The sequence below is a fragment of the Dictyobacter formicarum genome (assembly GCF_016587435.1).
Genome location: NZ_BNJJ01000005.1, coordinates 36,559 through 59,566 on the forward strand (window position 1 = coordinate 36,559; position 23,008 = coordinate 59,566).

Genomic DNA, 23,008 nt, shown 5'->3' on the forward strand with positions numbered 1-23,008 from the left:
CGCCTGATTTACGAAAATCTCAATGCTATACCGGCTCATCAGTTTCAATCGTGCAGAGACCCCTGCCGCAGAGGCATGGGGAGGAAGCACGCCTCCGTTTCTCTTCCGGCTTGTCTGTGTCTCCCTTACGGGAGACCGTTTTTGGTAGAAACGGTCAAACCCCACCGATTGCGCGGGTGATGTGTGCCTCAGTGCTTTAACACCCAGTCACCATTCTGCTTGACAACAGTAGAAGGCGGTCCCGGGAAATTAACGATGGATTTGTTCTGATTGAGGTAGAGCTGCACATCATGCCAGATTGGTCCTGCTCCATCTACACCGGTCACATTAATCATCTGTGAGTTATCGTTATTACCAGCCCAGACACCTACTGTATAGCGAGCGGTATACCCCATGGTCCAGTTATCGACGAAAGAGTTGGAGGTACCGGTCTTAGCGGCAGCAGGAATGACTTTGCCCGGATGGCCAGCATAGCACTGTGAGGTACTGCTGGTGTACAGATAGAGCGAGCTACATGGTCCAAACTCAATGTTACGAGAAGGATTATCGGATAGCACGTTGGTCATCATAAAGGCGGCCGCCGAACTCAGGACGCGCTTACCGGTTGTCTTGGGCTTGAATACGATCTTGCCATTCTGATCAGTCACCTCGTTGATCGCATGGTAAGGGACACGTACGCCACCATTAGCGAAGGTCGCATATCCCTGTGTATTATCAATTAGGCGCACACTTAAAGCGCCCAGCACCATTGTGATGTTGGGGGTGCCATAGAAGACATTGGGAGCCTTGGACTGGCTGCCATCGGTAATATTCATCATGTTCTCGGCCGTCTTTAAAGAGGCATCAATACCTGTAGCCTGCTCAATCTTGACGGCGGGTATGTTCAACGAGTTGTCCAATGCTATGCGATACGGCATCCAGCCACCATAGGTCATACTATAATTATGGGGCTGATAAGGTGGCAAACCACAGCACATTGGAATAGTCAGCGGGGCATCCAGCACCCTGGTACCAGGACTGGCCACACCTTGCTCGAAGGCCGTCGCATAGACATACGGCTTAAAAGACGAGCCCGGCTGACGATATCCCTGAGTAGCCACATTGAAGGAGCCATATTTGGGATCACTGGGATCAATGTTGCCCACAATTGCGCTGACAGCACCTGTATGCTGATCCATCACGACCACTGCAGCATTGGTGATATGGTGGGCCGTCATTTGCTGCACATGCAGTTTGGCACTGGCCTGGGCATAATTTTGGAGCTTTAAATCCAGAGCCGTCTTAACAGTCAGTCCCGATCGCGAGAGGTCCGAGGCTTTGACATGCAGATCGCTGGTTAATTCATTGATGACATAGTTGACATAGGTTGAAGCTTGCTCGGGTGGCAGACCAGTACGTTTAATAAAGTCTGGTCGCTGTATTTCTTTAATGGCGTCAGCCTTTTGCTGCGCAGTGATATAACCTTGTACATACATCTGCTGCAACACCTGCAGGGTTCGGCTATAGCTATTGCGCGGATACGCGATGGGATTACGCAACTCTGGATTACTGGGGATACCAGCCAGGGTCGCAGCCTGAGCAATATCCAACTGCTGAGCTGCCGTCTGATCTGGTGTGTCATGCAATCCAAAGTATCTGGTGGATGCCGTCTCAGCGCCATAAACCATATTGCCATAATAGATAGTATTGAGATACATTCCCATAATTTGCTCTTTAGTATAGTGCCGTGTTATTTCGGGAGCCAGAATAATTTCCTGCAATTTACGGAGAGCTGTATCTTTATTGCCAACGATAGTATTCTTCACCAATTGTTGCGTAATCGTACTACCACCAGCCACTACGCCATGGGCAGTCAGGTCTGAAATAGCCGCTCGAATAATACCAGTAATATCAAAGCCGCTATTTTTCCAGAAATTTTGGTCTTCAATGGCCACTTCGGCATTGATCAGGTTCTTCGAGATCTTGTTTAGCGGTAGCGTTGTCTGGACACCCTCATCGGCACGCTGGTAAATCAAGGTGTTCTGTGCATCATATACTTTTAAGTTGTCTTTAGGCAGAATGTCTTGCAAGGTCAGTATACTACCGTGATATTGTTGGTTGACTGCATCGGCAAAACTCAGGTAGGTAACAAATACAAGCAAGACAACCAGCAGTACAGAGACACCACTTACGATGACCGAGATCATTGTGCGCGTCGTATTGCGCGCCCTGGTCTCTACCTGTGCATTGGTACCACGTAACGATTTACGTTTGAAATAACGTTTGGTATGCCAACCAGCTTCATGTACACGCTTATGTGAAGCCTCATACATTACTCCTGGGGTTGGTGGTTCAGGTGCCTCACCCAGACGCTGGGCCACGGCAGCCTGACTATAGGCCGGGAGCTTCATAGGTTGGCGCTGAGGGGAAGATGCCCCATCAGTCTGCGGAACCATTGGAAGAGTGCTCTTTTCTTCTTCGTCTGGCGTCGGTGTGTTCCCGGTGCGCATTCCGGTTGCCATATTACAACACTGTCTTTCTAGCTTAGTATAAGTTCTTATTCTAATAAAAACTATGGCACATCGAAAAAAGTTTCGGTATTATATTGAGATTTGCTAGGCAATTTAGGTAGAGAAACAAACGCACGACAATTGGGTTGGTAGGAAATCAAAATATTAAACATAAAAGCTGTTAAGTACCTGTTCGCGCGTTCACCAGGTTCCCTGGTTTTTAAAATCTCTAGCCCTAAGTATACCAGACAAATATCGTAATCTACGCATATACCACTTTTATTCGGGACCAATAGGACTTTTTACGGCCACGTTGGTCAAGAGTAAAATGGATAGTCTGGACTTGATTGTACCTGATCCTCCTTTCCATCCTTGCAACACACATCAGGACGGTGGTACGGCCTGGGAGCCAACCAGCTCACGTAAGCGCAAGGCATTGTGAATAGCGTAGGCATCGATATCATTATTAAAATAAGCATAGACGTCGCGCTCTTTATTTGCCTCATCCTTCAGTCGTTGAGCCCAGAACGTCAGTTCCTCCTCTGTTAGTCCAATACCGTGGGCTCCATGGTGGAAACGGACATAGGTAAATGGGCCAATAGCAGGCAGGTCCAGCGGCGTAGGCAGAGGGCCACCTACACTCAGTACCAGAGCAAAGCCAGCATCCTGTAGGATCTGGGCCAGTCGAGGAAAATGTTCTGGTTGCAGCCAGGTCGGATCACGAAACTCAAATGCTGCCTGGTGAGTACGCGGAAGCTGCTGCACAAAGTTCGCCAGCCGCTCCAGGTTCACATGCCAGTGCGGTGGCAGTTGATAGAGAAAAGGTCCCAGACGCTCTTGCAAGCCTTCCGCGGCAGTAACGAGACGACTAATGCCTTCTGCAGGATCATGTAGCTTCTTCATGTGCGTCAGGTAACGGCTTCCCTTGACCGCAAAACGGAAACCTGGATGCTCGCGGGTCTGCTGGTATAAGTTGGCAAATTGCTCGCGCGTCGGTAGCTGATAGAAGCTCCGATTGAACTCTACGGTAGGAAAATATCGAGCATAATAGGCCAGCTGCTCGCGCTCAGGAAGCTTTTTGGGATAGAAACGCTCCATCCAATGTGGATATACCCAACCCGAAGTACCAATCCAGATCATATTCCCCTCGCTTGCTCCTATCGTAGCCTATCACGCAACTAACATGGCGAACCATTCACCTACTACTATAGATACGCAAGAGATACGCAGACATAGACAATTTCGCTTAACCAACCAATGGCCCCTGACTATTTTCTTCATGACGACACTATGCTACTATTGGCACAACGTTCCAGAATAAATAGTTATTGGGTTTGGTAGAGTAATGGCCCAGAAATCCAGAAAGAAGAATTGCAACCGCTAGACTATAAGTAAAGGGGCTACATGGATGAGCGAATATCAACGTTACGAATTCATGACCATTGATCGACCGCTGACGCGATCACAGTTGGATGAAGTCGATAACCTTTCCAGCCATATTGAGGCGTCTTCGACCCATGCCTTCATTGAATATAACTGGGGAGATTTCAAACACGATCCTATCAAAGTGCTACACAAATATTTTGATGGTTTTCTCTATTGGGCGAACTGGGGATCGCCCCAGTTCGCATTACGCTTTCCCCATGGAGTCTTACCGGACAATCTCTTGCGCAACTACGATTGCGGTGAGAACGTTACATTCACCCAGCATTCCGATTACGATATCCTCGAATTCAGCTTCGGCGAGTTGGAAGCTCCCGATGAATGGATGGAATATGAGCTGGCAGATCTGATTTCTATTCGTGAAGAACTCATGAACGATGATCTACGTTCGCTCTACATAGGCTGGTTAGCCAGCCAGGATATACTCTACAATTACTACGACGGTGATGATGAGGATACCGAAGACTGGGAGGATGATGAGGACGAGGATAAAGATGAGAATAGCAAGGAGAAGGACGAGGAGCTGCGCGATACGCCTGAAGTGCCACCTGCATTTAAAACGTTGACAGCGGCACAGCGGGTACTGGCAAACTTATTGCAGGTGCCACCAGAGCTACTCATGGCTGCCGCTCTGCATAGCAGTGATTCGGCTAAACAAACAACAGATGACGATTTTGTGGCATGGGTTGAGTTATTGCCGCAGGAGCGCCGGAGCGATTATCTGGTGCGCCTGGCTCGCAATGAGCCCGGTCTTCATCTGCGCCTGGTGAAAGAGTTGCGTGCTGCAGGCCAACCCAACACAACAGCAACCGCAACAACAACTGCAGCGATCCCTTACGCTACCCTACTTGCAGAAAGCAAAGACATCAAGGCCACATATGAGCGCAATAAACGGGAGCAGGAACAGCGGGCGCGCCACCAACGCTTACAAAAAATTCAGGAGCATCAGAGCAACCATTGGTTTCAAGCAGACCAGGCAGCGCTACGTAAAAACAGCTCAGGCTACGACGAGGCTACAAGAGTATTGGAGGAACTGCGCGAAGCCGCCCAATACTTCAATCAAACTGACGAGTTCCAGCAACGTTTCCATAGCTGGCTTTTGCCACATTTGCGTCGACCTGCACTGATACAGCGCCTGAAGGCACGCAAGTTTCCATTCCCCGAAGCATAATCACATGCGTTTTCGTACATTGGGGCTCACAAAATAATCTAGTGTGTGGTGCGGGTGCGCCCGTCCGCAAAAAGACGCGGCACACGGCAATAAAAAAAGTGCATAGCTCAGGGCTATGCACCTTTTTTATCGCAGCTTATGCCTTATGGCATAGCATTGACATCTTTGACAAAGTTTTGGGGTGTTCCCAGACCAGTGATGTAATCATAGCCTGGGTGAGCTGTACAAAGGAAGCCACAGCTGCCATTAGTACCGCTGGTAATATCGCGGAAGGCATCTGGGTGCTGCTTCGCTACGGTATAAAGCAGATCAGGTGTGATAGGTTTGTTCACCAGGGCTGCGATACCACTCCAGATTGGGGCGGCCACGCTGGTGCCAACCATTCCGTTCCATTGGCCTCGAAGATAAATGGTCATGTGCGTTCCAGCGACTGCTGCCACATCAGGTACACCACGCTGACCATTAGCCTGAGGAATACCGAAGGTTTTCTGGTAGGCTGGTTCCGGATAGCTCGTTAGTCCACCGCCGGCACCATTCCAGGCTGTCTCGACACCTCCATTAAGCACGGTTCCACCAACAGCAATTACGCCTGGATAGCTGGCAGGATAAGCAGTTGGTCCATGCCCACTATCACCACTGGCAGCAAAGAGCGCAACATGGTTAGGATTATTAGCATACAACGCCTGATATTGTTGTACATTATTTCTACCAAAACCATAGCTCATGTTGATGGCTTTAAGTCCTGGAGTTTTGATAATCTCCGATGGTCCTGTGGCCAGGCCAGCGGCACTCTGCTGTACATTGTACAGCAACAATTTGGCCTTTGGCGCTACAGCATGGATCGTCTCAATGTCCAGGGTTCCTTCAGCCTCATCACCACCCGGGGCAATGGGGTGACCACCCTGGTATTTAATGGTCAAGCAGCCGCTGGCAACTGTACATTGCGGAAGGCCAAATCTCCGACTGTATGCAGCAAGATCAGACTCAATAGAGGGGACGCCGCCATCAATAACGACAGCCACAAGTTGTCCAGCGCCACCATTCACACCAGGTAAATTATATTGCTTCCAGAGATCCTGTGGCGTTAGATAAGTGGATGCGCCAACTCCCCCTGGTCTACCTGGTCCACCTGGCCCACCAGGACCACCTGGTCCACCCGGGAACGCCATATGCTTAAAACCAGGATCGGTAGTAATTCTACTGCTTAGTCTGGAGTAGAGAAAAGTAGAGCTCAGTAACACAACAGTAATCAGCGCAAGTAGCAAGACTCGCGCGGAAATATGCCCGCTCCCCCCTTGCTGAACTGAACACATGTCATGGCTAACGGCATTGTAAGCGGTTTGAGGAATTTTTCTCGTCAACCGGTTGTCCTGACGTAAATAAAACATGTTAACCTCTTGTACATACTAATACTACTCCTCGTCGCCTTTATAACCATCCCAAGTCAGTATGGCTAGGAGAACTAAAAGGATAGGGCGGATCCATCAAGCACTCAACACTTTCGGCTGATTGTAATCGCCCTCACAATAAGCTATCTACTGTTTCTAGCTTCTTCTTGAAGAAAACAGTATAATCTCTGCTTGCTTATTGTTGTGCAAAGCATAACATGAATTAAATTGATACATACTGATACAAGCAAAATGTAGCCAAAATAGGCTAATTGCTTCGTAATGGGAGTGGGAGAAAAGTGATTATCTCTATAGAAATTTGTTTTACAAGCAATAATGAATCTTTGCAGTCCTGGATCTCACAGGGACGCGCCGAATTCCAGAAAGACATTATGGTTGTCGGTCCCTCACCAGCCGGACTGGGTTGTACATATCCGACGATTCCTTCAATAAACCAATGATTGGCATAGTGAATGGCGCTATAAAACACAATTGCCCCTATGCCAGCTACAATTCCGATTAACGAACTTAATATTAACCACTTCAAAAGATAGCGAGGACTTTCAAAGCTACGATGTAGACGACTAAAGCGAAATAAGCGTCGTACTAAGCCGGCGTCTCTGGCAGATTCTGGAACCATCGATTATACTCCATATATTTCATTATTATCAGGCAAACATTTATGCCATGTTTAATGAGTGGGCAGCCATTCATTAAACATGGCATAAAAAGAAAACGACCTGATAAAACCGCAGAATCCTATATGCTACAACTTTAACACCATAGAAGGATCTTCAATCCTATATTCTCCCAGGTCGATGTAATTATCATACAACATAAATGGGCAATCAGTCAATAAAAACCAGGGCTTGCTTTTATGCCTTTGTTTTCAGCCTGCTCAAGGCGTTGTGCGGCGTAGTATCAAGTCAATCACCCCTAGAAAGGTAGGGATTTGCGCACAACCGGTAGATTCGCCAGCGCGTGCAATAAATGGGGAGAATAATTCAGGTAGAAAGGCCCTAGCAGACGTTGCACCATCACCCCTTTTTATTGAATGATCGCCCACCCATAATTTTTCTGAAGAGTCATATGCCCTTTGATGTCCATTGAAGAAAACGCTTTGACTTTCTGAGCAAAGTATGCTACATCACAATATATAAAGTAGTGACTATTTCGAGCTGCAGGAGAGATTTATTTTTCATTTTATCGAATAATTGCAGTCGGGGAAATTTTTTCCATGCACCTTTACATTGGCAGCTATACCAACATCCACACATGTCTGTGTACTCGGCCCTCATTTTTACTGACTATTTGCCCATCAATGTGATACTATTAAAGAATGCAGGAGTAAACAACAACAATAACCAGGGAGGAACTGATGCCAAAAATCGTAGATGAGCAAATGCGTGAGGCCACACGCCAGCATATTATTCATGAGGCGGCCAAGGAGTTTGCTCGTCTCGGCTTTGATCAGGCGAATATCAATCTCATTGCTGAGAAAGCTGGCATTGGCAAAGGTACGATCTACCTCTATTTTGAAAATAAGCGTGAGCTTTTCCTGGCAATGCTGCGTTTTATCGCGCAATCTCAATTAGCGGTTATTCGCGGGGCTCTGGCTCAACATGGTGATCTTCAGACGCGTCTGGAGCAACTCTTCCTGGCATTTGTGCGTCTGGCAGAAGAAGAGAGCGATTCTTTTAACGTCTACATGAGCGCATTGTATGGCGTCAATCGAGCATTCAGAACAGAGGCAACGAAATTACTGCGTGATTACGTTGCCGTCATAGCACTGGTGCTTGAAGAGGCCCGGGCACGTGGCGAAATTCAAGTTGATGATGTGGATACGGCGGCGCTGATGGTGCTCTCGCTCACAGAATCCTTTATTTTGTCTGCCCGGGTTCTGGGCCAATCGCAACAGAACTTGATGGCACAGGCCACGCGCACAGCACAATTCATCCTGCAAGGTCTGGGGGCTGCCAGTTAATCTACACACGATTCTGATTTGAAACTTTCTTTGGCACAAATCTGTATCTCTATAAGAAATTGTTTCGTTCCTTACCAAATTACGAGAATAGAAGAGATGCAGCACCAGGACAATGAACAAGAAGAAACAGACAGCCAGGAGAAAGTAATCTTAGTTGTCGAGGATGATAAACGTATAGGATATCTACTTATCGAAACCATTGAAGAGGAAACTCCATATCGTGTTATGCTTGCGCCTGATGGTTTCCAGGCATTGAAAGTCATCAGGATAATAAAACCACATCTTCTTCTAATTGATTATATGCTTCCATCTATGGATGGTTTGGAGTTGTATGACCAACTCCATGCGACAGAAGAATTCAAACATATTCCCGTTCTTTTTATGAGCGCTACCCCTCCAACAAAAGCCCTTCAGGAACGTGGTGGTATCAGCTGCGTCAAGAAGCCATTTAACTTAGAGGATTTATTACATGCTATCGAAGATTCTTTCGAAGATGATGAAGCCACATGAACCGACATGGGTGGTTAGTTTCGTCAATGATTGCTATATCATGACCCTGACTACCCATGTGATTCGCAGTGGGGCGGCTTCAGCAGTAGACTCGTGCGCAGCTTTTGTATCATCAGTGAATATAGGTAGAATAATGGAAAACGTACTGCCTTCGCCCGGGCGGCTTTGGACCTCCATATGCCCCCCATGCTGTTCCACAATAGCGCGTGTAATATAGAGCCCCAAACCCAGGCCAGTAAATTCTCCTTCCTGGACATTGCTATGGGGAACACGATAGAATTGCTCATAAATATGAGCAAGATGTTCAACGGAAATACCTGAACCGCGATCTGACACCGAGAGGCTTACCTCCGTTGCATGTCGTTGCAACGTGACCGTGATGGGTGTCCCCTTTGGCGAATACTTGCGCGCATTAGTGAGTAAGTTGAGAAGAGCCTGCCTGATACGGTTACTATCTATATTAACTTCAAGCGGCTCATACTGAGGAGACTCACAAGGAGTGGATATGCCATCAACTATAAATTCATCAAGCACATTCTGACACAACTTGACCAGGTCGTAAGGACTACGTTGCAGCACAAACTGGCTGGTCTGAATATGAATCGCATCGCGCAGATCCTGAATAAGCACACCCAGATGATTGGCGGAGATCTCCATTGTCTCTATGTCGCGAATGGCCTTATCAATAGCTCCATTATTTAGTCGGCGATGGGCCAGCTGAAGCAATCCCTTTAAGCTGGTAAGCGGTGTCGCAAGTTCGTGCGCAACCATACTCAGCATACGATCTTTTGCCTCATTGACCGATATCAGTTCCCTGGTACGTTGCTCTACCTGGCTTTCCAGGGAATGCGCGTACTGCTCCAGAGCTTGCTGCTTCTCTTGTACAAGGCGCAACAGTTGACGAGTTTGGAGTGCGCGTCGTACGGATGCCACAAAAAAATCTCGGTCAATGGGTTTAAGGGTGTAGTCGTACGCTCCTTCTTGTAAGGCTTGCATTGCCAGTTCGTGCTCACCATGCCCGGTGATAAGCAAGACTGGTATCTCTGGCATATTTTCATGCAGTTTTGCCAGTAGTTGCATCCCATCCATACCAGGCATCTTGATATCACTTATGACCGCATCATACTCTTTGACTTTTAGCAGCGAGAGCGCTTCAATAGCAGAAACAGATGTATCTACTTCAATATCACGCATACGAAGACGGAATGTACGAGAAAGGGCGCTCAACGCTGCACTATCGTCGTCGACAAGAAGAATGCGTGGTATACGTTTCTTCTCAGATTGCTCCATCTGCACTAAAGGAGTGGTCGGACGCTGGCGTGCTATCTGTTTTTCTTCTTGATACTGTTGTTCCACTTCTGTATTCCCTCCTAAGAAGCTGCATCCTCTGTTTGTTGCAAAAGAGGAAGTTGGATCACGAATACGGCTCCTTTCCCTGGGTGGTTTTCAAGTACGATTGTGCCTCCACAATCCCGAATAATGCCATAGGTGATAGAAAGACCTAGTCCTGTCCCTTGCCCAACCTCCTTTGTTGTAAAGAAGGGATCAAAAATGCGCTTCTCTATTTCTGGTGGAATACCTGTCCCCGTATCGCTCACCCCTATTTCGACGATATTATTTTTGATCGCACAACTAATGGTAATGCATTTATGCTCGCTAGCCGCCATAGCGTCACGCGCGTTAGTGAGCAGGTTCAGAAATACTTGTTCCAATTGGATCGCATTACCCAGCACTTTGATCTCTTCGGGGGGGAAATCCAGACGCACTTCGATCTGGCGCAGGCGTAGTTGTTCCTGCATAAGTGTCAACGCTTCTTGCAAGACAAGCTCGAGTATGATTGGCTCACGGCGCGCTGAAGACGTACGCCCTAAGGTACGCAAATGCGAAATGATACTGGTTGCCTTGCCGACCTGCTGCATGGTGTTGCGCAGTTCACGTAACAGTTGTTGAGATTCTGTGCCCCCCAGGCCGAATTCGATCATGTCAATTGCGTTACCCACGAACAGGCTGATACCGTTCAAAGGATTGTTTAGCTCATGGGCGACTCCGGTCGTCAATTCTCCCAGAGTAGCCAGTTTTCCCGCCTGTATCAACTGTTCATGCTTTTCACGAAGTTCCTGCTCCTGGCGTTTAATCTCCTCAGTGGTTTCCTTGAGATCACTCATGATATGGATCATCGCCTTACGACTTTCCTCCAGGCGCAGGTTGGAGTGATGCGAGTCCTGCAGAATATGCAAGAGCGTGCGACGAGAATTGTCCAGGCGCACTGTCTGTTGAGCCAGACCACGACGATCCTGCTCATAATCAGCCAGGATATGAATCATTGCCTTGCGCTGATCGGATAGTTGCTTATTGAGATTATTCAATCCGTGCAGGATGTGTATTAAGGCCCGTCGCCTCTCTTCGCTTCTAAGAATGCGCAATTCAAGTGTTCGCCGGTACTCTAGAAGACGCTTGTATTCAAGACGCCTATATTCATATTCCAGACGCTGGAAGCGATCCACTTCATCCCTATGAACCTTCTCATCGAGAGGATTGGTAGCACTCATTGCTTAACTCCTCGCTCACGATTCTCCATCTGTCGCATGAGGCTTTCTATGCGCTTTTCAAGGGCGATCATCTTCAGTTCACGGCCGACAACCACTTCTTCGAACTTCTCCAGGTCCAGAATCTTTTCCTGCAGTTCCGCTTTAGATTCTTGGAGATCTTGGAGCACCTTCTCGTAAGCACGCATATCGCGCAAAATACCAATGGCACCGATTACACGTCCATCGGCATCGCGCAACGCCGAGGCATTCAGTGTGGTTGGAATAACCTCACCCGAAGCGCTACGGGGATTGAGCCGAGCATTTCGCGTTACGCCGCGAGCAATAACCTCGCGCAAGGCAGCCAGAAACTCACGAGTCTCCTCCAGACCAATGAAACGCGACAGCGATTGTTCCAGCACTTCATCAGGACGGAAACCGAGCAATTCGTAAACTGCATCATTGGCTTGCAGGATCTTGCCTTCCAGGTCCGAGACAAAGACCGGGTCCGGTGCATTTTTGATCAGACTATCAGAATAAGCGAGAGCTTTATCCAGTTCGCGCATATCGCGCAGAATACCAATGGCACCAATGGGGCGCCCATCAGCATTGCGCAGCGCCGAGGCATTCAGGCTAGTTGGGATGATCTCGCCCGAAGCACTACGGGGATTGAGCCGGGTATTACGGGTCACGCCACGCTCAATTACTTCGCGCAGGGCGGCGGTGAACTCACGGGTCTCTTCCGCACTGATAAAACGTGACAACGATTGCTCCAGCACCTCGTCGGTACGGAAGCCCAGTAGTTCATAGACGGCATCATTAGCCGACAAGATCTTGCCTTCCAGGTCCGAGACAAAGACCGGATCCGGCGCATTTTTAATCAGACTATCGGCATAAGCAAGGGCTTTATCCAGTTCGCGCATATCGCGCAGGATACCAATGGCGCCGATTACATGGCCATCAGCATTGCGCAGCGCCGAGGCATTCAGGCTAGTTGGGATGATCTCGCCCGAAGCACTACGGGGATTGAGCCGGGTATTACGGGTCACGCCACGCTCAATTACTTCGCGCAGGGCGGCGGTGAACTCACGGGTCTCTTCCGCACTGATAAAGCGCGACAACGATTGCTCCAGCACCTCGTCGGTACGGAAGCCCAGCAGTTCATAGACGGCGTCATTAGCCGACAGGACCTTGCCTTCCAGGTCCGAAACAAAAACCGGGTCCGGCGCGTTCTTGATGATAATATCAGCATCAAGAGAGCCATGTGACTTTACCGGATATTGTTTTGTCGAAGAGACGGTAGCAGTATTTGCTGGCAGATAATCGGACATACGGACCTCCGGCTTATATCAAAGCTACGGGTGAGCAGTAATGTTAGTTTGAGTAAAACATCTTCTAACTTAGCAGGTGACCATACAATTGACACTATACTAGCGGTTCCGTTTTATCTGTCTTTCTGTCATCGGCGATTTTCTACCGGAAAATATTCCATCTATTTCCAAAAAACCGTACCTGCTAGAAACAGGTACAGTTATGTGGTAATCATAGGAATGATGTTATGGATGAAGCATTACTCTTCCTCCACAATGCTCTGTTTCACTATGCCCCAGGCTTTTAGCACCGCTGACAGCCTTGCGATTATCGACCAATGCTCATCTATAAATATGATGCATCGATACATAGAATAATAATATATCGTCTATATGAATGTCAACCAAAAGACATCAATAGTGGAGTTAGATTTCAATAGCCTTATGCATAATTAATGCATTCGCTTCTTATTTTTCACTATTTGTAAATTCACTATCAGAAGCAAGTATACGCCCTCTGTTTACGCTTCTATATGGGAAATGAATGAGATCGCATGCACATTAACCAGGCTCAAGAAATGGTCTGAATAGTATCTCCTTTTCAGTTATTCACAGGATAGTGCATTGCATATACTTGATATCTTCGCAATTGAGCAAGATCCGAGAAGTTTTACGCGCCTTCATCATGCTATGATGAGAGCTCAAACCAATTTTTAGCCAACTGGAGAGCATCGTATACATGGGAAATCGAAACGTGAAATTTTTTGCGCAAGGAAGGCTGCAGGAGGTCCGCACGCCGGCGCAGTTATCCCAAACGACTCATAACTTGCTCTTGCTGCCGGCGGCTTTGTGACGAAAAGACATATCAGACATGGAACAACAAAATGCTCCAATGCGACTCTTCAAAAAATCCGGGATGGCTAAACATCCTTATTCAATGCGGGGCGGTCCCTGCCTGATACGGGTACGCATGCCGTCTACTCCTCCGGTGCTTTGTGGCGTATCCCAGATAGCTTCTATCCACCAGGTAACGCCAACCTGGGCGTATGAACGCACTGTAGCAGCAGCTTTCTCGTGATCGTCACCGGGAGTTTGGCCTTCAGTGATAATATCGAGTGGAGCCGCTATAGTACGATGGGCCATGATGGCTTGTCTATCCTTCTGAATCTGGGTTGGAGTACCATTCATCTTAACACCATCCCAGCGTGCTGCACGCAGAAGCTGACTTTGTTTTTCACTCCCATGGACCCAGATCGGGATGCGTGGCGTTTGTAGTGAAGGCATACCACTGGCCTCCTCGATCTGATAGTAAACACCATCGTAGGAAAATGGTTCCCCACTCCACCACCGATCTACAATTTCTAGTCCTTCATCTAACATCTTCGCACGAATCTTATAATCCTTTACGATGCCCATTTTTTCGAGGTCAATGACCCCTAATCCTACAGGGAGAATGACTCGCCCTTTAGACAGATGGTCCAACGTGGACGCTTCACTGGCAACCTTCCAGGGTTGCTGGCGAGGCAATGGTGTGACCATCGTGCCCAGGCGCACACATTCAGTGTGCATAGCAACAGCAGTCAACGCAACCCATGGATCGGTCCCTCCACCATCCCAATAAAAGACCCCATCCCACCCTGCTGCTTCAGCTACTTGAGACAATTCAATGAACGTATGAGCATCAACATAAGGAAACGCAAGTCCATATCGCATCGATATCTCCTTTTCCGTTTAACTTTATTTTTATGTAGCATTCAAATAGTTTACATGTTATATCATGACATCCCTCGTCATATTCTATACAATCAATCCAAGCAAATCTGCGCAGGTTTTGCGAAGATGCAATTGGCACAGACAAAAGCAGCGAGGCGAATGATACCATGGAAGAAACTGCATAGTTACGTTTTTCGATATGCTATCTACCGGTGCCAGATGTGCTCAGCGCGAGACACATTGACCATCCCTCTACTTTTCGAGAGCAACCACGATTCTGTTATCGCGGCAACTTGCAAAGGCAAGGATGATATGTTATATTCTGTTTATACCCATACCGGGTGGGTGTGGGTTAGAAGGAAGAGACAGATGAATGCAGATAAACAAGATGTCCTCAAACGACTCAATTATATTGAGGGTCATCTGGGTGGCATCAGGAAGATGGTTGAAGAGGATAAGTATTGTGTCGATATTTTGCGTCAGACATACGCAGTACGCAAAGCTATAGAGAAGCTCGAGAGTCTGCTCGTTGATAGCCACCTACATACATGTGTCCCCGCAGGTATGGCAGAGGGAAGAGGAGACGAAATCATTCAGGAGCTCGTCCAACTCTATAATCTAGCGGGAAATCGCTGATAGAAATTATTGTATGTGGCTGACTACCCATGCCCAGATAAAGGAGAATACTATGACAAAAGATATGACCCTTTCGGTCCCCGATGTGAGTTGTGAACATTGTGTAAAGACTATCAATGGCGCCTTAGGCGCACTTGCCGGAGTAGAGGAGGTCTCGACCGATATCCCTACGAAAAGCGTCCATCTGCGCTTTGATCCAGACCAGGTCTCGCTGCAACAGATCGAAGCAACGCTGGACGACGCCGGCTATACCGTATCGCCAGATCCCGCACCAACCCCACGCACTACGGGCAAGCCATTGAATCTGCTATAAGAAATCAGCAATGCTTCTTTTTACCATTAGCGTATCCTTGTCCAGTGAATAAGGATACGCTTTTTTTAAGTCAAAAGAGGTTGAAGTATTTTTGCTCGCTAGAGCTTTAATCCATGCATGCACATACATGGATCGCTGTTTCATTACTTCTCCTCTTTTTCTCATCAAGACATGTTTTGATGATGCATTTCATGCTGTTCATTGCCGTGATGATCCATCTGCTGTTCGGACCTGTTCATCATTTTTAACATGGCCAGGCCGCCTGTGCGGAAAAATCGAATTACCAGCAGAGCTGCCAGCGCCAGAAAGATAATATTGAGTACACTCGTATAGTTCCAGTGGATGCCGTCGGTAATCGCTACGACATTGCGGTTCTGGGGGATAATACCCAAAGCGGCAAACAGGAACTCGACCACGTAACCCGCGGCAGCCATCGTGATATAGAACGTGACGAGAATGTAGCTCATCATCTTCCATCCATAATACTTGCGATAGATATCCAGGATGGGCAAAATAATCAGGTCAGCAAAGATAAAGCTGACGACACCTCCAAAGCTGATCCCGCCTCGCCATAATACCGCGGCCAGCGGCACGTTGCCCACCGAGCAGACGAAACTCACCATGGCCACCAGCGGTCCCATCAGTGGTCCTTCAATCTTGGCCAACGTGGGATTGTTGGATAGGAAAAAGGCTTGCCAGAACGAATCGGGGACCCAGGCAGCCAGCGCACCTGCGATGAGTAACCCCAGCGCGATATCCACCCAGACCGATGCCCAATCCATCACGAAGTAGCTGCTGACAGAGGTCAATCCTTTGCCGCTAAAGAGTTTGTTCCAGAAAGAGCCTCCCGATACGCTCATATCCATCGCCGCATGCCCCTCCATTCTTCCCATCACCCCTTTTTCGGCCTGCGACCTCGCTTCTTGCACGAGCCGTGGCGTCAGGGTGAGCCGGAAAATCACCGCCAGAAATATCACCATCAGCAGCCCGCCGAGATACTCCGCCGCCATAAATTGCCAGCCCATTAAGACAATCAGGATGATGCCCAGTTCGATCACCAGGTTGGTTGAGGCTAATTGAAAAACCATCGCCGCGGTAAAGCTGGCTCCTTTCTGAAAGATGGAGCGCGCCAGGGCGACCGCTGCGTACGAGCAGGAACTGGAGGCAATGCCAAACAATGTGGCGATAGCTAGATGTTTTGGCGTATCACCGCCCAGTGCTTTTGCTATCGACTGATGGGACACCACGGCCTGAACAATACCAGAGAGCGTAAAGCCGAGTATCAATGGCCACAGAATTTCCCAGAACATACTGAAGGCCATAAAAAGGGCCTGTTCAAGACTTTCTATAATTTGCATGGCAGTTTTTCTTTCTCTTTTTCTGGCGGATCATATGCTAATGCTTTCTCGCATTTACTGTGCCATACCCACACCCCCCGCATAGGGGTATGTAGGAAGTATAATCTATGATGTGCAGGCTGTCAACGGCCCATCATCACAAAACCTCTGAAGAGATTTAAAGGAGCCACTACTTCTATGCACGCTTACCCGAACAATTCGACGTCGTGATCCATCTGGATCATGCTCATGCCCTTGAACCTTTAGAACCAACAGCATCATGGCAGGATAATAAGGTAGATGAAACATTTCCAACTGGCATATGAGAGTGGGAATGGTTACCGCCACTTGAGGTGATGGTGATTTTCACCATAACAATCAAAACAATCTTGAGGGATCTGTATTTTCCTATCTGACTGGTGTGAAAAGAAGATGGCTCAGCACAAGTGCACCTGCCCCACGTGTCCAGCTTTCATAACCCGACCAGGGTTCAAGAATAACTTGTAGCGAGCTGGCAAGCCGAGAAAAGGCTTGCTCATGGAGCATTTGCAGCGCGGGATCGAAAAAGCGTTCACCATATTCGATACCTTCGCCAGTGATAATAATGCATTCGGGATTGAAGAGATTGACGATACTGGCCAGGCCCGCGCCAAACAAACGGCCAGCTTTCCGGAATGTCAGGCTCGCCATCTGGTCGTCGGGCGGACTCTGTAGCAACTGCTCAAGCGTCGGCTCTGCCTGTGAAAAACCACCAGCTCGGAGCAATTCGCTGTAGGTAGCTATGAGTCCCCGGTGCGCGACATACTCTTCCAGGCAGCCACGATGGCCGCATTCACAGCGCCTGCCATCCACGACGGCGACTGTATGCCCAAATTCGCCCGCGCCACCAGTAGAGCCACTATAAATCTCGCCATTGAGCACGATTCCCAGACCCAGGCCACGCCCCAGCGCGATTGTGAGAAAGTTCTGATAGGTCTGTCCCCTCCCAAAAAGATTTTCATAACAGGAGATGCAACTCACATTATTGCTCACTAGAACTGGCATATGAAGGCGCTCAGACAACAACGGACCAAGCGCGAAATTGTGCCAGCCCAGTTGCCAGGAATCAACACAGATACCATTTTGACTATCGATATACCCAGAGACAGCGCACCCAACGCCGATAATGTGCTTGCAGGTAGCTTCGTTCTGACTGATCAGTTCCTCCACCAGTTCTGCGATACAATCGATCGTATGCTCGCTCTGCTCGGCGAGGTTGAGATTCCAGTGTAACGAAGCAATAATCGAGCCGTGCAGATTGATGATCGAGCCGACGGTTTCACATTCGCGGATCATCAAACCAATCGCGTAGCTACCAGCGGGATCAAGTGCGAGCAGTGTTGGGCGGCGTCCACGTGGCGCATTGGCTGTACCTTTCTCAATGATCAGTCCACGTTTGCTCAGTTCGTTCGTCAGGGCAAGCACGGTAGCTGGACTCAGGCCGGACGCTGTAGCGAGATCAGGGCGGGAAACTGGGGCGTTCAGGCGAATGAGATTCAACAGACGATGCAGATTGTTATCGCGTAAGCTTTTGTAGTCGGTTAAAGTTGTATCTAGCTCCATACGCAGGCCCTCTTCTCTGCAGATTTATTTTATTTAAGAATAAAATAAAATATAGAAGCGCTGGAGCATTTTGTCAAGGGAAAGGCAGCACCGAAGGGCCACCTGCCAGCCTTGGGGGAACGTTACGCGATTCAGTAGCTTCAAACATCCGTATAAAAACGGTTTAACACATATAATAAAAAGCGTTACATGCGCAAATATGCAGTCCTCCAGACGAAAATGTGGAAATAGGGGCATAATTTTCAAATCTGGAAGATTTGTTGTGCTTTCCTACTTGACAAAACTTCCCCCGCAACTTATATTTTATTTACCCACCAAATAAATTAATTGCAAGGCAGCAGAACAAAAACCTGGAAAGTGTGAAATAGCTCTTTTTTGAAGCGATGCCGGCAGCCGAAAATACGGACAAGCGTTTGTCCGGTTAACATGGCTGCAAAAGCCTGAGGTCGCCAGGACACGAGTTATTTTCGCAGTTTGACGTGCATGCGCCTGCCAGGAGGAATGCGCTGGTTAATTGTGCAGAGACGTAGAAAGGAAGCATTCTGGCAATGAATATGCCAACGAAACAGATGATTTTTTTCACTAAGATAACAATCAATGCCGTAGTTGTTCTTACATTCATTTCTTTCTTTCAATTTTTACCCATAAAATCTGCTTTTGCAGCTACAACTCCTCTCTTCACTGACGATTTTCAGGATAGCAATTACACTACCCAGGCCTGGACGACCTCAACGACGCTTGCAACAACAGAGAATGTACCGTGGTCGGTGATCACAGACCCTGCGGATGCTTCTAATAAGATACTTTCGCAAGGTAAGACGGGTATTAATAACGAAGCCTACGCCATCGCCGGTGACCCATCCTGGACGGATTATTCGTACGAAGCCAGAGTAAAACTGATGGATACCGAGCCGTATCCGGGGCTGGTAGCTCGCTACAAAGACAGCAACAACTACTACATGTGCCGGATTGATAAAGTTGGCGACGCCAAATTGGAGATATCGAAAAAGGTCAATGGAACCTCCACCATCTTCGCAAGCTTTCCCTTGACTCCGACAACCAATACCTGGTATTCCCTGCGTATCACCGTTCAAGGCAGCACCATCCGTTGCGCTCTCAACGGTGACACCCGCTTCGAGGTGACGGATACGGCGCTCACGGCCGGGAAGATCGGCTTCCGCACGAACTGGGGACAGGCCGGGTTTGACGATGTTGTGGTGAAAGACCTGACCGCTCCGGCGCCAGCCGCCCCAACCGGGCTAGCCGCCGGCAGCATAACGGATACGTCAGTGTCGTTAACATGGAATACGGTACCAGAAGCGACCGTTTATCGACTGTACCGCTCCAGCAGCGCGACAGGGACCTTTCAACCTATCTATAAGGGGACAGACGCTTCCTATCAAGATACGGGATTAACCAAAGGAACGACCTACCATTACAAGGTTACCTATGAAACCGCCGACGGATTAGAGTCTGCCTCATCAGATACCATTAGTGCGAAGACCACAATTCCCTTGCCGGGCGTACCGACAGGATTGTCCGTGGCAAAAATTAATTCACAAAGTGCGGAGTTTCGCTGGAGTCAGGCTACCGACGCCACTTCCTATAATCTGTACCGTGCTACCCAGCCGGGTGGACCGTATACACTTATCAACCCGGTCAACCAGAACTTATACATCTCGACCAATGGTATAGACTGCCAATTAACACCGGAAACGACTTATTACTATACCGTTTCGGCTGTTAATCCCACCGGAGAATCAGCAAAATCCGCCGAGGTAAAAGTAACGACGCCGAAACCTGAAGATGATTTCATTCAAAACGCCGGCTTTTGGTGCCCCGATAACAACGCCAGCGTGATCCAGGGCCATGGCGGCTATATCCTCCAGGTTGGCGATACCTATTACTGGTATGGGGAAGATAAGTCACAAAACAACGCCTCCTTCCTCAACGTCGCGGCGTATGCCTCCAAGGACCTGGTGCATTGGAGCTTCAGAAATAATATCCTTACGGTCAATTCGGCCCCAGAGCTAGCAGATGCCAAAATCGAGCGACCGAAAGTGCTCTATAACGCGGCTACCCATAAATATGTGATGTGGGGGCATAAAGAACCAGCGGCAAATTATAATGAAGCCAAGGTGGCGGTCGCGGTAAGCGATACTCCGGATGGCAATTTCACCTATCTGGGCAGCTTCAACCCGCTAGGAGACCAATCCCGGGATTTCACCTTATTCCAGGACGATGACGGCACCGCCTACCTGATCTCCAGTGCAAACAACAATCTCGATTTGAACGTCTATCAATTAACGCCAGATTATCTCAACGTTCAAACAAGAATTGCAGTCCTGTATGCGGGGCAGCGCCGAGAGGCCCCGGCGGTAGTGAAAAAAGACGGCATCTATTATTTGTTCACGTCGGGACAATCCGGCTGGGCGCCGAATCAAGGAAAATATGCGACGGCGACCTCGATGGCCGGACCCTGGTCAGCGCCACAAAATTTTGGCGACAATTGGTCGTTTTACACGCAGCCAGCATTTATCCTCACAGTTAAAGGCACGACGAAAACCACCTATATTTACGCCGGCGACCGCTGGCATCCGAACAAGTTGGGTGCCTCGGAGTATATCTGGTTGCCGTTAACACTGGACAGTGTCAACCGCACGGCGACCATGGATTATGTCTCCCGATTCAAGTTGAATGTCACCACCGGTGACCTCCTGGCGCCATCGGTGCAGTTGATTTCTTCCGGTGCGGGAGTAACGGCGACAACCAGCAGTTCAGGTCATGACGCGGGGCTTGCCAATGACGGATCATACTCAACCTATTGGGAAGCAAGTAACAAGACCTTGCCGGTTTCAGTGAACATAGATCTGGGCGAAGCAAAGTCCATTGGCCGCATCGACCTGACCTGGAGAGGAGTCGGAGGATCAGAAGCGTACTATCAGTATAAAATTTACGGCAGTATAGACAATGCAACTTATACGCAGCTCGCTGATCGCAGCACCAACACAGATCTGGGCTTCACTTCCGATAATATTGTAGACACCGCAAAGTACCGCTATCTCCGCATCACAGTATCGAAATACATAAATTTTACAAATGGCAACCCACCCGGCTATAATCCCGGATTGTATGAAATCAAGGTCTTCAGCAAAGCCGACCAGACTATCACCTTCCCTGCGATCCCTGATAAGACCTACGGTGACGCTGACTTCAAGGTCGCTGCCACCACCACGTGGGGCCTACCGGTCAGCTTCGCGGCAAACGGCACCTGCACTATCACCAGCGCAACGGTCCACCTGACCGGCGCGGGCAACTGTACGATCACTGCCTCGCAGGCGGGCGATGGCAACTTCAAGCCAGCGGCGGATATGGCACAGACCTTCACTGTTGCTAAAGCGTCTACCAACGTCAAAGTGGCTGTTACCCCATCTCCGGTGCAGTACAGCGATATGATTAATCTGAATGCTACGGTTAGCCCGGTCTCACTGGGTGATCAAACTCTCAGCGGTTCGGTAGAATTCTTTATCAGCGGTGGAGGATTAAGCAAACCTCTGTCAGTAGGTTCGGCTCAGATTGATAGCACAGGAGTAGCAACTTTGCCTTATAAGGTTGAGCTGCAACCTGATAGTGCCTACACGGTCACTGCTAACTTTACTTCGACCAATGCCAACTTCACTGATAATTCCGACAGCACTGGTTTGACAGTGACGAAAGAAGACACCGTGGTAACCCCCGCCAGTACCAACCCTTCAGTGGTGCAGGTGGCGACTGCTGGTGGCGCTTCTCCCAGTTTCAACCTTAGTGCCTCCATCAAGGAGGTCGCTGATGGCAGCCCTGGCGACATCAGCAAGGTTACCCCGGTCAACTTTAGTCTTGTTCCAATAGGCCCAGGCTCGACAGTTAACTGTACTGCTGGCAGCGGTACGCTCAATGGCTCTGAACTGGCTGTTAGTTGTGCCTTCACGAATGTCCCCGTCAACGTCTACGACGTAGTCATAACTGTGGGGGGCAAATACTATCAGGGCAGTGCTCATAGTATTCTCACAGTCTATGATCCTTCGTTAGGCTTTACCACCGGCGGAGGTATTCTTATTCACAGCGGCGTCCGGGCTGACTTCGGCTTTAACGTCAAATATCTCAAAAATGGGCAGGCCCAGGGCCAATTTATCTACATTGAACACCGGCCTACTGGGGATGTTGTAGTCAAGAGCAACGTACTGGACACGCTGGCAATCATCAAAAGTAGCCCTACTTCCAGTACAGCGGTCTTTACAGGCAAAGCTACTAACAATGGGGTAGGCAACTACACCTTCCAGGTAACTGGCGTTGATAACGGTGAACCAGGTACTAACGACCAGTTCGGTCTTAAATTGAGCAGTCCTGGAGGTGCAGTGGTAGCTGATCTGACTTTCGATCCCCTCACTCTCAATGGTGGGAATATCCAGATTCATCAAGAGTAACTAGCTCTCTGACAGAGAAGCTATCAGAAAAGGCCCGGGGTGCGCCCGGGCCTTTTTATTGATATCTGATCCACCAAAAGCCAGGCAAGGTCAAAATGCCCATCGAGTTGGCGCAGGCAAAATG

The 23,008-nt window shown here is 48.7% G+C and carries 16 protein-coding genes; 6 read left to right on the forward strand and 10 right to left on the reverse strand.

Annotation, left to right across the window (positions count from 1 at the left end; translation table 11 throughout):
- Window positions 1–188 precede the first annotated feature (188 nt).
- Both JMI88_RS09950 and JMI88_RS09955 read right to left on the reverse strand, forming a co-directional pair.
- Complete coding sequence (locus tag JMI88_RS09950; protein ID WP_201361676.1) at window positions 189–2,501, reverse strand: transglycosylase domain-containing protein; 2,313 nt, start codon at window positions 2,499–2,501, stop codon at window positions 189–191.
- A 372-nt stretch (window positions 2,502–2,873) separates the two neighbouring features.
- Entirely contained in the window at window positions 2,874–3,629 is a 756-nt protein-coding gene (locus tag JMI88_RS09955; protein WP_201361677.1) for a DUF72 domain-containing protein, read from the reverse strand.
- Between the two features lie 268 nt (window positions 3,630–3,897).
- Here JMI88_RS09955 and JMI88_RS09960 point away from each other — a divergent pair, with 268 nt between their 5' ends.
- Window positions 3,898–5,103 (forward strand): hypothetical protein, encoded by a 1,206-nt coding sequence (locus tag JMI88_RS09960; RefSeq protein ID WP_201361678.1) that lies wholly within the window; start codon window positions 3,898–3,900, stop codon window positions 5,101–5,103.
- 143 nt (window positions 5,104–5,246) lie between these two features.
- Here JMI88_RS09960 and JMI88_RS09965 read toward each other — a convergent pair whose 3' ends face one another.
- Window positions 5,247–6,491 (reverse strand): S53 family peptidase, encoded by a 1,245-nt coding sequence (locus JMI88_RS09965; RefSeq protein WP_201361679.1) that lies wholly within the window; start codon window positions 6,489–6,491, stop codon window positions 5,247–5,249.
- A 1,378-nt stretch (window positions 6,492–7,869) separates the two neighbouring features.
- On the opposite strand from JMI88_RS09965, the gene JMI88_RS09970 reads away from it, so the two are divergent.
- Entirely contained in the window at window positions 7,870–8,475 is a 606-nt protein-coding gene (locus tag JMI88_RS09970) for a TetR/AcrR family transcriptional regulator (protein WP_201361680.1), read from the forward strand.
- A gap of 96 nt (window positions 8,476–8,571) precedes the next feature.
- Window positions 8,572–8,985 carry a response regulator gene (locus JMI88_RS09975; protein WP_201361681.1) on the forward strand — a complete coding sequence of 138 codons (414 nt, stop codon included), beginning with the start codon at window positions 8,572–8,574 and terminating at the stop codon, window positions 8,983–8,985.
- 33 nt (window positions 8,986–9,018) lie between these two features.
- Here JMI88_RS09975 and JMI88_RS09980 read toward each other — a convergent pair whose 3' ends face one another.
- The 4 genes from JMI88_RS09980 to JMI88_RS09995 all read right to left on the reverse strand — a co-directional run bounded on the left by JMI88_RS09980 (window position 9,019) and on the right by JMI88_RS09995 (window position 14,533).
- Window positions 9,019–10,341: a hybrid sensor histidine kinase/response regulator gene (locus tag JMI88_RS09980; RefSeq protein ID WP_201361682.1), complete on the reverse strand. Its 1,323-nt coding sequence runs from the start codon at window positions 10,339–10,341 to the stop codon at window positions 9,019–9,021.
- A gap of 14 nt (window positions 10,342–10,355) precedes the next feature.
- On the reverse strand, window positions 10,356–11,534 hold the full coding sequence (locus JMI88_RS09985; RefSeq protein WP_201361683.1) for a sensor histidine kinase: 1,179 nt from the start codon (window positions 11,532–11,534) through the stop codon (window positions 10,356–10,358).
- The gene (locus tag JMI88_RS09990; protein ID WP_201361684.1) at window positions 11,531–12,841 is read right to left on the reverse strand and encodes a PAS domain-containing protein; all 1,311 of its coding nucleotides are present in this window, start codon (window positions 12,839–12,841) and stop codon (window positions 11,531–11,533) included. Before JMI88_RS09990 ends, JMI88_RS09985 begins: the two co-directional genes overlap by 4 nt.
- Window positions 12,842–13,750: 909 nt before the next feature.
- Complete coding sequence (locus JMI88_RS09995; RefSeq protein ID WP_201361685.1) at window positions 13,751–14,533, reverse strand: LLM class flavin-dependent oxidoreductase; 783 nt, start codon at window positions 14,531–14,533, stop codon at window positions 13,751–13,753.
- A gap of 369 nt (window positions 14,534–14,902) precedes the next feature.
- Between JMI88_RS09995 and JMI88_RS10000 the strand changes: the two genes are divergently transcribed.
- Window positions 14,903–15,169, forward strand: a complete 267-nt coding sequence (locus JMI88_RS10000) for a metal-sensitive transcriptional regulator (RefSeq protein ID WP_201361686.1) — start codon at window positions 14,903–14,905, stop codon at window positions 15,167–15,169.
- A gap of 52 nt (window positions 15,170–15,221) precedes the next feature.
- A complete protein-coding gene (locus JMI88_RS10005; RefSeq protein WP_201361687.1) occupies window positions 15,222–15,482 on the forward strand; it encodes a heavy-metal-associated domain-containing protein in 261 nt (86 codons plus the stop codon).
- Here JMI88_RS10005 and JMI88_RS10010 read toward each other — a convergent pair.
- From JMI88_RS10010 to JMI88_RS10020, 3 genes are all read right to left on the reverse strand, one after another.
- Window positions 15,477–15,626: a hypothetical protein gene (locus JMI88_RS10010; RefSeq protein WP_201361688.1), complete on the reverse strand. Its 150-nt coding sequence runs from the start codon at window positions 15,624–15,626 to the stop codon at window positions 15,477–15,479. The genes JMI88_RS10005 and JMI88_RS10010 overlap by 6 nt on opposite strands.
- Before the next feature lie 20 nt (window positions 15,627–15,646).
- Window positions 15,647–16,840: a permease gene (locus JMI88_RS10015; protein WP_201361689.1), complete on the reverse strand. Its 1,194-nt coding sequence runs from the start codon at window positions 16,838–16,840 to the stop codon at window positions 15,647–15,649.
- A 387-nt stretch (window positions 16,841–17,227) separates the two neighbouring features.
- On the reverse strand, window positions 17,228–18,421 hold the full coding sequence (locus JMI88_RS10020) for an ROK family transcriptional regulator (RefSeq protein WP_201361690.1): 1,194 nt from the start codon (window positions 18,419–18,421) through the stop codon (window positions 17,228–17,230).
- A 1,046-nt stretch (window positions 18,422–19,467) separates the two neighbouring features.
- Here JMI88_RS10020 and JMI88_RS10025 point away from each other — a divergent pair.
- On the forward strand, window positions 19,468–22,884 hold the full coding sequence (locus JMI88_RS10025; protein WP_201361691.1) for a family 43 glycosylhydrolase: 3,417 nt from the start codon (window positions 19,468–19,470) through the stop codon (window positions 22,882–22,884).
- Window positions 22,885–23,008: the final 124 nt, after the last annotated feature.